Below are 12,622 nucleotides of genomic sequence, written 5' to 3'. Positions count from 1 at the left end.
AAGATTGTTTGCACGTCTCGTGATGTGTCCGGTGTGTCGAGTATTGGACTTTCAAATGCAAGGTGGTTCGCCAAGGGGACCGTCATCCTGACATGGTGTGTTGTTGTCACGAGACGTTCGTGGGATTGCGAAAGCTCCGTGAACCGCTCAGGTGGGTCCTTGGCATCACTCCACGATCAACGACTTCACATAGATGATCTCGCAGGAGCCCCCGCCGGTATCGGTGCGGCTCAGGGAACTGCGCCAGGGCTTGTCCGCCTTGGGATGCGTGGCTTCTACAAGCACACCGGTGAGCTGGATGATGGCGCCTTCTCTCAGCGTCTTCAATTTCTGCAACATGTCCTCATTCGCCGGGATGATGTGCGCATTGGTGCTGTGAGAAATGATGTCACTCTCCGGAATCGGAGGATTGCCCCAGAAGGTCCAGTGGTAGAAGCGTTGACTCTGCTGAATGTCGAGCCGCTCCAGCACTCCGGTATCCGACATGGGTCCCCAGCCAAGGGCGAGGTCAAAGGGAGCGAGCGCACCCGTCGGCCCGTCATCATAGTGGGTGATGCCCAGCACGCGAGCCTTCAGGGAGATCGTGGCCAGCGGTTGCAAGGTCCATCCGTCCTTCTGGATGGGGGCTTGGGGTGTGGTGAAATTCACCTGTGCCGGTTCGTTCGAGACGAGTTCGACCGGTGCATGCCTGACGGGTGTGCATTGTCGCCAGACATACACACCGCCGAGTGCCAGCAGCACTAGAAGCCAGACTTTCCGCATGGCCTCACCATGCACTCGGGTGCAACCCTTTGGCAAGGCGGCGTTCCACCCGCGTTGCAGGGGTTCCGGTCACCCGTTGCTGCTGCTGCTCGTCATGCGGCAAATGCCCGCCTCGCCATGGCAGATACCGCTGACACGAGGCATGCCCTGGTACACATTTCCCAAGGCAGGAGGCGTGAGGAAGGTGCGGCGTACCAGGGGCACGGTCATGGGTTCCCGCAGATTCCACGGCATGAGGGACAGCAGGCGCGCCAGCAGGCAGTAGCCGAAGACAAGAAACGCTGTAGTGCCCATTGCGGTGAACCAATAACCACCGCGAAAGGCGAGGACTTCGTAGCCTATCAAGCACGCCGTGTAGGCAATGCGGACCTGCACCGGCAGGGTCCAGACAGAGCGCTCGACCATCGCAAGCCACACGATCTGCAACGCGGAAAGGGCGATGGCGGCATAGAACCCCGCTTTATATCCGGCGAGTCCGATGGCAATCGAGATGGCAGTGGCGAGCCACGCCCACCAGATGGGCTCTCTATACAAGGGCATGATCTTCATATGATGTGTCAAAATAAAATGGTTGGAGTATCAGGACATGATATATGCTGCCGCCGTATCCGCTGTCAGATGCGACGCGCCACGATTTCGAGGTATTCCGCTGGCGTGTCCGTAACATCGGGATTGCCGGAGATGTTGTGCTCCTCCTGCAGGCGGACCAGGTCGACGTGCAGGGCCTTTCGGCCTGCTGCGTCCAGGGCCTCGAATGCCTTCCGGGTGGGGCCGTAGTATTCGCGGAAGAAGTCCACCGTTTCCGCCGGCGAAAAGGGATAACGCAGATGCGTGGTGTGCCGGGTGGTGCGGAGGAGTCCGATGCCCTGGAACAGGCGTTCACGAACCACGGACTCGTTGCCCCACTCCAGCGGCGAGGAAGTGGGCAGGGGTGCAGGAGGGAGATGCCTGCGGAAGATACTGAACATGTGACCGATGAAACCCTCGGGCGTCCAGCAGGCCAGCGCGATCACGCCGCCGGGCCTTGTCACACGCAGAAGCTCCTGCACCACCTTGCGAGGTTGTGGTGCGAACATCACGCCGAACATGCTCACCACCGCATCGAAACTGTTGGCGGCATATGGCAGCTCTTCTACATCGCCTTCCATGAAGCTGATGTTCAACCCAAGGTGGTTGGCGCGATGCCGGGCTTGAGCGATGAGATTGGATGCGAAGTCGATGCCGCTCGTTTTGCAGCCGAGCTGTGCCGCGATAACCGCGAGATTTCCCGTTCCGCAGGCGGCATCAAGGACCGTCATGCTCGAAGTGATCGGGAGGCGTGACATGAACTCCTCGGCCGTGGGCTCATTGTAGAGGGCCACCTTGCCGAAGTTGCCGCTCTCCCAGGCGGCCTTTTGCTGGGCTTTCACAGAGGCGATGATCGATGTGGGGGTAAGCAAACTTGCATGCATGAGAAGTGTGGGGGGCGTGATGTTTCTTTTTTTAATTCACGAAGACTTCGAAGACGTGGGCGCCTCGAGAAGGAGTGTCCGCACATCTGCGATCACCAGCCGCAGGTCGAGCGTGCCGCTGCTGTAGATGTTGCGAATGCGACCCTGGGAATCGATGAGATAGACACGCAGGGTGTGATTGAGCGGACCGGCCGGGTCAGCGGGATTTCTTTTCGGGCTCACGGCCTGGTCATAGCCCTTGAGGATGGGTCCAAGCGCTGCCGGGGATTCGGTGGTGAGAAAGGTCCACGGCGCACCACTTTTGCGCCCGCTCATGATCTTGGCGTACTCGCCCATGCGCTCCGGGGTGTCCGCAACTGGATCGAAGCTCATGCTGATGAGCCGCATGCCACGCGCGAGATCCGCATCACCGGTGCTGAGCTGGTGCAGCTCATTCAGGATGCCAGTCGCCATGGGGCAAGCGGTGGCATCGGTGCAGCGCGTGTAGATGAAGCTCATCACCGTGACACGGCCCCTGGTGAGATCCGCCAGGTGGTAGACTCTGCCCCTGGCATCCAGTACCTCGCCATCAGCCGCCTGCTTCACCACCGGCAGCGTGTAGGTGCCGGGCTTGGGCGCCTCATAGTCCCTCCAGGGGCTGCGTCGCAGGAGAGGGGAGGATTGCGCTTCCGGCTCAGGTTCGGCCGGTTGCACGTGGAGCAGCGCCACAAGGCTGGCCAGTCCGAGCACATACAACTGAAACGTGTTCATGATATAAAATAGTATAAAATGATATAGACAAGACGAAGCTGTCCCGCGCCCTGCCCGCAAGGATCGGCCCTAGTTGCCGACCTTGGTGGAACCGAAGAGCATGTGATGCGGTCGTCCCAGCTTCAGCGCGGTGAAGTCCAGCTCGAACTTCGGTGTGAGCTGCTTCCCATCCCAGGCGTAGGCACGAACGAACTGTTCATTGTCCGCGCCCTCCTTGTCCCACTTCGCCAGCAGGGAGCTGCTGAAGTAGAGACGCTTTCCATCCCAGCTCTGGGACACCATGTTGAGCTGGCGGCCAATCTCGTTCTCGTGAATCAGCTTGGGTTGGTGTGGGTTGGAGACGTCATACACGCGGCATTTCCCGTCCATGAAGGAGTCCACGAAGAGCGTCTTGTCATCCGCACTCAGGCTGATGTCGACAGGGATGACCCCGCTCTTGGGGTCGCCGATGTGCGCAATCTCCTTCGCCTGCCACTCGCCCTTTTCATCTTCATAGAAGAGCCAGAGCTTCGAGGTCAGCGCGGTCGCGGTGAAGGCATAGTTGTGTTTGTCACCCCAGGCCCAGCGGATTTCCAGCGGGGCACCTGGCACGGCGAAGACCTTCTTGGGCTTGCGCGTGTGGAAGTCCCACTGCACCATGGTCCCACCGAAGCGCTTCATGGCTTCCGGATTCGCCGCCACTTTGCCGAAGGCGGTCATGTAGTTGTCCAGGCCGGTGAAGGAGGTGGTGAGCAGCACATTCTTCCGCGGCAGGACACGGGCGTCATAGCCATAACCATCGGCGAGCTCGGCATTCGCGACACCCCGTGTGTCCTTTGGAGAGGGAATCCAGTGCGTGGTGATGTACTGGGCATCATTCGTGTACTCAACCAGCGCGGTGCGGCCGCTCTTGTCCTGCGCATTCGAGAGGCAGGGAACGAGCACACGCCCGGGGAGGGCATACACGCCATGGGGACCGACAGCGCCACCGCTCTTCTCCACGAAATCATCGATGCTCTTCACGAACTTCGGCTTCGAGGGATTGGTGTGCACATCATAGATGAAGAGGCGGCTGCTCTCCAGGCCGGAGAGCCAGAGCTGGCGGCGGTCATCGGTGAAGCCACCATGGTGGGCTTCATTGCGACTACCCAGGGAGTGGGTGTGAATGACTTTCCCGTAAGTGGGTGAGCCGGGCTTCACATCGATGGTCACCAGCTTGTCGGAGCCATCACCCACAGCCTCATCTCCCAAGGTCCAGACATAGACGAATTCCTCCTGTCCTTCGATGCGGGCGAGGTAGGGGGAAGAGCAGGTCTCATCCGCGCTCGCCGGACTGGCGGATGCGAGAGTGAGCAGGGCAGCAGCAGCGGAGAAGCCGCTGCGGGAGAAACACCAAGTTCGTTTCAACATAAGATTGTTGCGTGGGTTCTGTAATGGTCCCATGCGTGGCAGAGTGCTGGCATGGATGCAGGTCTTTATTGCCAATGCCGTGCCAGCAGGTGGTGCCATGGGCTAAGTGGCTGATGCTCTGCGAGCTGCGTCCTCCAGGTAAATTGGCTTAGGACTCGCGAGATTTCGCGATTCGCGAGAATCCGTGGGTTTCTTCGCGAAAAACCGGGAGTGCGCTCGCACACTCCTAGCCCGACCGCTTCTCTTGTTCACCCTGGCGTACGACACCGAGCGCCTTCATGCGTGAGCTGAAGGTGGAGGCGGGTACGCCCAGCAGTTGCGCGGCTCCGCTTGCACCGGAGATTTTGCCGCCGCAGGCATCGAGGGCACGTCGCAGGTTCTCACGCTCCAAGGCCTCAAGTTCTTCCACGGTGAGGATGCGAGGTTTGGCGGAAACGTCGCTGCCGGATATGCTATCAGGAAATGATACACCGGCCACGGGCAGGGCGCCGGCCACATTCACGCGGGTGCCATGCGTTAGGATGATGGCGCGCTCGATGACATTTTGCAGCTCACGGATATTTCCCGGCCAGTCGTAACTGGAAAGGCGATGCAGATCCTCACGATGCAGTGGATCGAGCTGACGACCCATGCGCTCGGAGAAGCGCTGCAGGAAGGCATTTGCCAGCAGCACCACGTCATCGCCTCGCTCACGCAGCGGTGGCACCACGATGGGGAAGACGTGCAGTCGGTAGTAGAGGTCCTCACGAAAGGTTCCTTCCTTCACCATTTCCGCAAGGTCGCGATTGGTGGCAGCGACCACGCGCACGTCCACCTTCTTCGTCTTCGTGCTGCCCAGAGGTTCGAATTCACCCTCCTGCAGCACGCGCAGGAGCTTGGCCTGCAAGTCCAGCGGCAGCTCGCCCACTTCATCCAGGAAGATGGTGCCGTCATCCGCGAGACTGAAGCGGCCCTCACGCTTCGCCACCGCACCGGTGAAGGCGCCTTTCTCGTGGCCGAAGAATTCGCTCTCCATGAGCGAGGCGGGGATCGCCGCACAGTTCACTCGTACGAGCGGCTTCGTCTTGCGAGTGCTGGCTGCGTGAATGGCCTCTGCGACCAGTTCCTTTCCTGTGCCTGTCTCTCCATGGATGAGCACTGTGGCATCGGTCACTGCCACCTGTTTGATGGCTGAGCGCACCTCCTGCATGGAGCGGCTCGCGCCAATCAACTCACCCAGCACGGACTCCTGGGCGCGCTCGCCGCGCAGGTACTCGCGCTCCGCGGAGAGCAGCGCAATCTGGCGCTCGGCGGTGAGGCGGTCATCCACATTGCGCAGGATGAGGGTGTAGAAAGGCCCCCCCTGACTCTCGAAGCAGGACAGCGTGGCTTCTGCGGGGAAGCGGGTCCTGTCCGCACGTAGCACCGTGAGCTGGGAGGGAATCCACAAGTGGCGCGCATCATGTGGCATGCCCGCGAGTTCCTTCGTACAGTTGGCGATCAACTTGGCGCTCTCACCGGCGAGGAACCACTTGGAGTCCTGCCCGATGAGCGCTTCCGCGGTGTAACCCGTGAGTCTTTCCGCCGCGGGGTTCACTCTCGCAATGCGCAGGGAGGCATCGAGCACAACCACACCGTCCATCACGCTCTGCAGCAGCGCGGACACTTGCTCCTCACGAGCGCGCAGCTCGCGCTCCGTGCGCAGGCGGCGGAGTTCCGCCGCGGCACGTGCGGCAAAGATCTCGAAAAGGGAGATGATGCGTGGCTCGGATGGCAACGGTTTGGTATCCATCACCGCGAGGTGGCCCATGATTTCACCACGCGCATCAAAGAGAGGCACGCCGAGGTAGCTCACCACGTTGAACTTTCGCAGGTCCGGTTCCTCCGGGTAGATCTCCACGATGCGATCCGGATAGTGCACCAGCTTCCGCTCGGTCAGCACGGCCTCACAGGGCGTGCCCGGCACATCATGTTCATAGTCGTCCAGGTGCTCGTTCCCAAACCAGAACGCGAGGGCACGCAGACGGTTGGCATCGGGCAGGTACTCTGTGACCCAGGCTCCGTCCGTCTGCACGGCGGCGGCGAGATTTCTCACGAGCGCGCGGAAAAACTCCGTGCCTGTCTCGGACACAGTGCCCTCCACGATGAGACGCAGGGCCGCCTCCTCGCTCAAGCTGTCGGACTTGTTCTTCACCGGAGCCAAGATGCCCCCGCCGCACGTCTCCGCAATGGCAGAGTTTTACCCAAGCACCAGCCGGGCAGCTGCGAGCAGGGCGAAGGAAAAAATAACCCACTCAAACACGCGTTGTGACATCACCTTCACCAGCCTCCACCCCAGCACCGCGCCGAGGATCACCGCCGGCAGCAACACCAGATTGGTCAGCAAGGACGTGGGATGGATCAGTCCAATGTTGGCGCTGAAAGGGACTTTCACCAGATTGATGAACAGGAAGAACCGCGTGAACACACCGAGATATTCACTCTTCTCAAACCGCTGGGCGAGGAGGTAGACGGTCATCACGGGACCGGCCGCATTCGCCAGCATGGTGGCGACGCCCGCTGCGACGCCGAGGAACCACGTGAAGACCTGATGCTTGTGCAGTTCCTTGAGTTGATCCCGCTTCCAGTCGAGCAGGAGCTTCAGCGCAAGGAGGGCGAGGATGAGCCAGCCGATGACGAGGCGCGCAAGGTGATTGTCCAGCTTGTCCAGGAGCCACCAGCCGATGACCACGCCGAGGAGCGCCGGCGGCACGAGCGGAATGATCTGCCGCCATTTCCCGCCTCGACGCAGGAGGAAGTAACCCATGAAATCTGCCGAGATGAGCAGGGGTAGCACGATGCCCGTGGATGCCTTGGCGCCAAAGGCCTCGGCGAAGAGCAGCACGCTTACCAAGCCACAGCCGCTGAGTCCTGCCTTGGCCATGCCGATGCAGAGCGCCCCAAGGGCGGCAAGCAGGAAGGCCTGTTGGGTATCAATGAGGGTGTACTGCGTCAGCCAGTCGAACATCGAGATGAAAGAGGATCAGACGGTTTCGATTTCAATCCCCAAGTTCTCAATGGCCGTGCGAGCCTGCTCCGGCAACCCCTGGTCTGTAATAATGCAGTGCACTGCGGTGAGCGGCGCTACGCGGATGAAGCCGGCGGCGTCCCACTTGCTGGAGTCCATGAGCAGGGTCACGCGTCGGGAGCACTGGATCATGGCGCGTTTGATCTGGGCGATTTCGATATTGGTATCCGTGAGGCCGTGCTCCAGGTCGGCGGCCTGCGCTCCGAGGAAGAGCTGGTCGATCACCAGGTGGCGCATCATGTCCTCCGCCATGGGACCGAGCGTGCTGCCGGAGTCGCGGCCCACGGTGCCACCGAGCATGATGACGCGGGCATCCGTCGCAGCGACGGCGGCGTGGGCCACGTTCAGGGCATTCGTGACAATCGTGAGGCCGTTCGTGCCAGTGAGGTGGCGCACCATTTCCACCACCGTCGTGCCGGCATCGAGAAGGATGGCTTCCCCCGGTTTCACGCGGTGGGTGGCAGCGACTGCGATACGGCGCTTCGCATCCACGCTCAGACGGGAGCGGTGCTCCATGCCGGGCAGCGTGCTCACGGAGCGGGTGTGCGCTGCGGGAAGAGCGCCGCCACGATCCCGGACGATGCGGCCTTCGCGCTCCAAGTGGTCCAGGTCGGTGCGGATGGTCACCTCCGAAACACGGAAGCGCTCGGCCAGCTCCACGACCCGGACGGAACCGCGCTCATTGGCCAGCTCCACGATCTGGCCGCGGCGTTGCAGCGTCATGGGAGCGGAGTCCCCGGCTGAAGCGGAGGGTTTTGCAGACTTTCCTTTGGGGAGGCTCATGGAAGGTATCGAAGGTTAAACGAAAGAAACCGTAAGGTCCACATCTGGATGAATCGAAAGTTTTCGAAAGTAAAGTCTCGACATTTTTCGAAAAATTTCGCAGAATTTCGTTAATTCACGAAATTAACAATGAAAATCGTCGCCCTCACTTCCTGCCCCACGGGGATAGCGCATACCTTCCTGGCAGCGGAAGCCTTGAAGAAGACGGCCCAAGTCATGGGGCACTCCATCCACGTCGAAACCCAGGGTGCCAGCGGCCCTCGTGATGTGCTCAGCGATGAGACAATCGCGGCGGCGGACGTGGTGATTTTCGCCACAGACATCCGGGTGGATACGAGTCGCTTCGCGGGCAAGCCCACGCTGGAGGTACCGGTGAGCGAGGCCATCCGCGAGACGCGCCGCGTGATCGAGCAGGCTCTGGCAAAAGCGCCTGTTGCGGAAGTGGTCGCGCCCATTCCAGTTCCTGTACCCGCTTCTGCGCCGGTGACCGCTGCTGCCACGACGACTACCACTGGAGGAATCAAGCGCATCGTGGCCATCACCTCCTGTCCCACGGGGATTGCTCACACCTTCATGGCAGCGGAAGCCCTGCAGAAGGCGGCGAAGGCTCTCGGCTATGAGATTAAGGTGGAGACGCAGGGCTCCGTGGGCGCGAAGAACAAGCTGACACCGGAAGACATCGCTGCAGCAGACGCGGTGGTGGTGGCTGCGGAGACGAAGGTGGATACCGCGCCCTTCGTCGGGAAGCGCCTCTTTATGACGAGCACCAAGCACGCGATGCACAGTGGGCGCGAGGTGATTGAGACGGCCTTGAAGCAACCTGAAGCAGCAGTGGGTGGCATGGATCTGGCCTCCAGTGTGGAAGCCGCGAAGGCCGCACGGTCCGCGGCACGCACAGGGCCTTACAAGCATCTCATGACTGGTGTGTCGTACATGCTGCCTATCGTGATTGCAGGTGGCCTGGCCATCGCACTGGCGTTCGCCTTTGGCGGCATCTTTGCCGGTGATCAAAAAGGCACGCTTGCCGCAGCGCTGAGTCAGATTGGTGGAGGCGCGGCCTTTCATTTGTTTGTGGCGGTGCTTTCGGGATTCATTGCGTTTTCCATCGCGGATCGTCCGGGCATTGCGCCGGGCATGGTGGGTGGACTGCTGGCGCAAAATCTAGGTGCGGGTTTCCTGGGCGGTATTGCTTCGGGATTTCTCGCAGGTTATCTCACGAAGTTCCTCGCGGAGAAGATCAAGCTGCCGACCACGCTGGAGGGCTTGAAGCCGGTGCTCATCCTGCCGTTCCTCTCCACGGTGATTGTGGGGCTGGCGATGATCTATGTCATTGCACCACCGGTGCAGGGTATCCTCACGGCCATGACGGATTGGCTGAATGGCATGCGTGGCACGAATGCGGCGCTGCTGGGCATCATCCTCGGATCCATGATGGCCTTCGACATGGGTGGCCCGGTGAACAAGGCGGCGTACACGTTCGCAGTTGGCTTGCTGGCCAGCAAAGTGTACACACCCATGGCAGCCGTGATGGCTGCAGGCATGACACCTCCGCTCGGGTTGGCACTCGCGTCATTCCTCTTCAAGAACCGCTTCGACGCGGACGAACGGAGTGCGAGTGCACCTGCTCTGGTGCTGGGACTGTCCTTCATCACGGAGGGCGCGATTCCCTTTGCGGCGAAGGACCCACTGCGAGTGATACCCGCACTCATCCTTGGGTCCGCCACGGCAGGAGCCATTTCGATGATGAGCAATGTTCAGTTCCTCGTGCCGCACGGTGGCATCTTCGCAGCCATCATCCCAGGTGCGGTGACGCATCTGCTCGCCTACCTCGTGGCCATCGTGGCCGGCACTGGGGTGACCGCGGGTGCCATCTTCTTTCTCAAGAAACCGATCGCAGCATGAGCGCCCGCAACACACCACCGCCTTCGTCATCCTGCACCCTTCCTGCCGCCATGATTTCCCTCACCTCTGAGAATGTCCGCCTTCGCGTGAGCGCGAAGACGAAGGAAGAAGCCATCCGCGCTGCGGGCCAGGTGCTCGTGGAGAGTGGCTGCATCGAGCCCGGCTATGTGGAGAGCATGCTGGGGCGCGAACGCCAGGCGAACACCTATCTCAGCCATGGCATTGCCATCCCACATGGAATGCCCCAGGACCGCGAGCTCATCAAGAAGACCAGCGTATGCGTGGTCCAGATTCCCGAGGGTGTGACATGGAATGATGGCTCCACCGCGCACCTCGTGGTCGGTATTGCTGCGAAATCGGACGAGCATCTTGGTGTTCTTGCCGCGCTCACCGATGTGCTGGATGATCCTGCAGCGGCGCAGCGTCTCTCCACGACGACGCAGGTGAGTGACATCGTGGATGCTCTCAATCGTCAGCAACCCAAGGGTGTGGCCACTCAAGAGCTGGTGGACGGTGAGCAGATAGAAGTTGCCATCATCGGTGAGGCAGGGCTCCATGCACGTCCGGCCACCACGTTCGCTTCCGTCGCAGGCGAGTTTGAGTCGAATGTGCGCGTGAAGTTCGGTGGCAAGGTGGCGAATGGAAAGGCAATGGCCTCGCTGTTGAAGCTCGGTGTGCCCGGAGGTGGCCGCATGGTGATTCAGGCTTCCGGATCCGACCAAACCGAAGCACTGCAGGCTTTGCGCGATGCCGTGGCTGCGGGGTTGGACGACCTGCCGGATGAACATGCCACCACGCCTGCGGCCAATGCCCAGGTGTGGACTCCCGCCTCACAAGGCAGGTCCATCGCGGGTGTGTGCGCTTCTCCCGGACTGGCCGTTGGTCGTCTGCACATCTTCCAGGCCACGGTGCTGCAAGTGGTGGAGCAGGGACGTGGGGAGGAACTGGAACGTCGGGAACTTGCCGGTGCACTGGAGGCGGCGGAGTTGCAGCTTGAAGAAATCTACGATGCGGTGAGCGCTCGCAGTGGCAAGGGGAATGCCGCCATCTTCCGCGCACATCAGGCCATGATCCAGGATGATGAACTGCTCTCCGAAGTGAAGCTGCGCATTGAGACCGGCAAGAGTGCCGCATGGGCGTGGCAGACGGGCATCGAGCGTCGAGTGGTCGAGATGCGTGGCATCGCGGATGAGCACATCGCCGCGCGTGCGGTGGATCTGCATGATGTGGGGCAGCGTGTCTTGCGCCTTCTGGCAGGAGCCGAACATGCCGAAGCCACGCTGCCAGATGAGCCGGTGATTCTCGTGTCGGATGACCTCACACCTTCGGACACCGCCAAGCTGGATCCACGCAAGGTGCTGGGTCTGTGTACCGCCTCCGGTGGTCCCACCTCGCACACGGCGATCATTGCCCGCTCGCTGGACATTCCCGCCGTGGTGGGAGCCGGGCCTGCGGTGCTGGAGCAGAAGGCGGGTCTCACCTGCGTGCTCGATGGAAGTGCGGGCCTCTTTTATGTAGAGCCGAGCCAGGAGGACTTGGAATCTGCCAAGGCCTTCCAGCAAGACCTGCGCGTGCGTCGCGATGTGGAAAATGAAAACCGATACAAGCCCGCCATCCTCACCGATGGTCATCGCGTGGAAGTCGTGGCGAACATCGGCAAGGTTGCCGAAGCCGCGGCTGCGGTGGAAGCAGGCGCGGAAGGCATCGGCCTGCTGCGCACGGAGTTCTTCTTCCTCGATCGCGCAGCGCCTCCGACGGAAGAGGAGCAGTACCAGGCTTACACCGAGATGGTGCGTGCGCTGAATGGTCTGCCACTCATCATCCGCACGCTTGACATCGGGGGTGACAAGGCACTGCCATACCTCACTCTGCCGGAAGAGGAGAATCCCTTCCTCGGCGTACGTGGCATCCGTTTGTGCCTGCGTCGTCCAGACCTCTTCATTCCGCAACTGCGCGCCATCTATCGCGCCGCACAGCATGGGCCTGTGAAGATCATGTTCCCCATGATCGCCACGCTGGAGGACTTCCATGCGGCGCGCGAAGCTGCTGAGAAGGTGCGCGCGGAACTCGGGGTCGCTCCGGTGGAGATGGGCATCATGGTGGAGGTGCCATCCACCGTGCTCATGGCAGTGGAGTTTGCGAAGGAGGTGGACTTCTTCTCCATCGGCACCAACGACCTCACCCAGTACACACTGGCCATGGACCGTCTGCATCCGGCGCTGGCCAAGCATGTGGATGGTTTGCATCCTGCCGTACTGCGTCTCATCGATCTCACGGTGAAGGCGGCGACTCAGGAGGGCAAGTGGGTCGGTGTGTGTGGCGGTGTGGCCGGTGACCCATTGGGCGCCAGCATTCTCACGGGACTCGGTGTTTCAGAGTTGAGCATGTCCCTGCCCAGCGTCGCTGCGGTGAAGTCGCGATTGCGTGAACTGTCTCTGCCCGCCGCGAAGAACCTTGCTCGAATGGCGCTGAAATGTTCCACCGCGGAACAGGTGCGTGCGCTGCAGCCCGCGTGAATCTGGTCAATAAACTTCACCTG

Annotated in this window: 10 protein-coding genes; 2 read left to right on the top strand and 8 right to left on the bottom strand. The window is 61.2% G+C overall.

Going from position 1 to position 12,622, the window contains the following annotated elements:
• Nucleotides 1-165: 165 nt before the first annotated feature.
• From G5S37_RS26840 to G5S37_RS26805, 8 genes are all read right to left on the bottom strand, one after another.
• Complete coding sequence (locus tag G5S37_RS26840) at nucleotides 166-762, bottom strand: hypothetical protein (protein ID WP_165208432.1); 597 nt, start codon at nucleotides 760-762, stop codon at nucleotides 166-168.
• Nucleotides 763-831: 69 nt separating this feature from the next.
• Nucleotides 832-1,302, bottom strand: coding sequence for a hypothetical protein (locus tag G5S37_RS26835; RefSeq protein ID WP_165208430.1), 471 nt, complete (start codon nucleotides 1,300-1,302; stop codon nucleotides 832-834).
• Between the two features lie 74 nt (nucleotides 1,303-1,376).
• Nucleotides 1,377-2,213, bottom strand: coding sequence for a class I SAM-dependent methyltransferase (locus tag G5S37_RS26830; protein WP_165208428.1), 837 nt, complete (start codon nucleotides 2,211-2,213; stop codon nucleotides 1,377-1,379).
• Between the two features lie 36 nt (nucleotides 2,214-2,249).
• Nucleotides 2,250-2,963: an SCO family protein gene (locus G5S37_RS26825; protein ID WP_165208426.1), complete on the bottom strand. Its 714-nt coding sequence runs from the start codon at nucleotides 2,961-2,963 to the stop codon at nucleotides 2,250-2,252.
• A 69-nt stretch (nucleotides 2,964-3,032) separates the two neighbouring features.
• On the bottom strand, nucleotides 3,033-4,352 hold the full coding sequence (locus tag G5S37_RS26820; protein WP_165208424.1) for a selenium-binding protein SBP56-related protein: 1,320 nt from the start codon (nucleotides 4,350-4,352) through the stop codon (nucleotides 3,033-3,035).
• Between the two features lie 226 nt (nucleotides 4,353-4,578).
• A complete protein-coding gene (locus G5S37_RS26815) occupies nucleotides 4,579-6,525 on the bottom strand; it encodes a sigma 54-interacting transcriptional regulator (RefSeq protein ID WP_206026161.1) in 1,947 nt (648 codons plus the stop codon).
• A gap of 45 nt (nucleotides 6,526-6,570) precedes the next feature.
• Nucleotides 6,571-7,338, bottom strand: a complete 768-nt coding sequence (locus tag G5S37_RS26810; RefSeq protein ID WP_165208420.1) for a sulfite exporter TauE/SafE family protein — start codon at nucleotides 7,336-7,338, stop codon at nucleotides 6,571-6,573.
• A gap of 15 nt (nucleotides 7,339-7,353) precedes the next feature.
• Complete coding sequence (locus G5S37_RS26805; RefSeq protein WP_165211909.1) at nucleotides 7,354-8,121, bottom strand: DeoR/GlpR family DNA-binding transcription regulator; 768 nt, start codon at nucleotides 8,119-8,121, stop codon at nucleotides 7,354-7,356.
• A gap of 189 nt (nucleotides 8,122-8,310) precedes the next feature.
• Here G5S37_RS26805 and G5S37_RS32910 point away from each other — a divergent pair, with 189 nt between their 5' ends.
• Together G5S37_RS32910 and ptsP are read left to right on the top strand one after the other, a co-directional pair.
• A complete protein-coding gene (locus tag G5S37_RS32910; RefSeq protein ID WP_165208418.1) occupies nucleotides 8,311-10,083 on the top strand; it encodes a PTS fructose-like transporter subunit IIB in 1,773 nt (590 codons plus the stop codon).
• Complete coding sequence (ptsP, locus tag G5S37_RS26795) at nucleotides 10,080-12,599, top strand: phosphoenolpyruvate--protein phosphotransferase (RefSeq protein WP_206026160.1); 2,520 nt, start codon at nucleotides 10,080-10,082, stop codon at nucleotides 12,597-12,599. The genes G5S37_RS32910 and ptsP overlap by 4 nt, the downstream gene beginning before the upstream one ends.
• Nucleotides 12,600-12,622 lie beyond the last annotated feature (23 nt).

Origin of the sequence: Roseimicrobium sp. ORNL1, from assembly GCF_011044495.1 — a bacterium.
GTDB lineage: Bacteria > Verrucomicrobiota > Verrucomicrobiia > Verrucomicrobiales > Verrucomicrobiaceae > Roseimicrobium.
Note: the sequence above shows the minus strand (reverse complement) of the source record. Positions and strands in the feature narration are given on the sequence as shown.

Excerpts from the sequence above, each read along its gene's own strand:
- G5S37_RS26840 (WP_165208432.1), bottom strand. The coding sequence starts at position 762 with ATGCGGAAAGTCTGGCTTCTAGTGCTGCTGGCACTCGGCGGTGTGTAT.
- G5S37_RS26835 (WP_165208430.1), bottom strand. The coding sequence starts at position 1,302 with ATGCCCTTGTATAGAGAGCCCATCTGGTGGGCGTGGCTCGCCACTGCC.
- G5S37_RS26810 (WP_165208420.1), bottom strand. The coding sequence starts at position 7,338 with ATGTTCGACTGGCTGACGCAGTACACCCTCATTGATACCCAACAGGCC.
- G5S37_RS32910 (WP_165208418.1), top strand. The coding sequence starts at position 8,311 with ATGAAAATCGTCGCCCTCACTTCCTGCCCCACGGGGATAGCGCATACC.
- G5S37_RS26830 (WP_165208428.1), bottom strand. The coding sequence starts at position 2,213 with ATGCATGCAAGTTTGCTTACCCCCACATCGATCATCGCCTCTGTGAAA.
- G5S37_RS26825 (WP_165208426.1), bottom strand. The coding sequence starts at position 2,963 with ATGAACACGTTTCAGTTGTATGTGCTCGGACTGGCCAGCCTTGTGGCG.
- ptsP (WP_206026160.1), top strand. The coding sequence starts at position 10,080 with ATGAGCGCCCGCAACACACCACCGCCTTCGTCATCCTGCACCCTTCCT.
- G5S37_RS26820 (WP_165208424.1), bottom strand. The coding sequence starts at position 4,352 with ATGTTGAAACGAACTTGGTGTTTCTCCCGCAGCGGCTTCTCCGCTGCT.
- G5S37_RS26805 (WP_165211909.1), bottom strand. The coding sequence starts at position 8,121 with ATGACGCTGCAACGCCGCGGCCAGATCGTGGAGCTGGCCAATGAGCGC.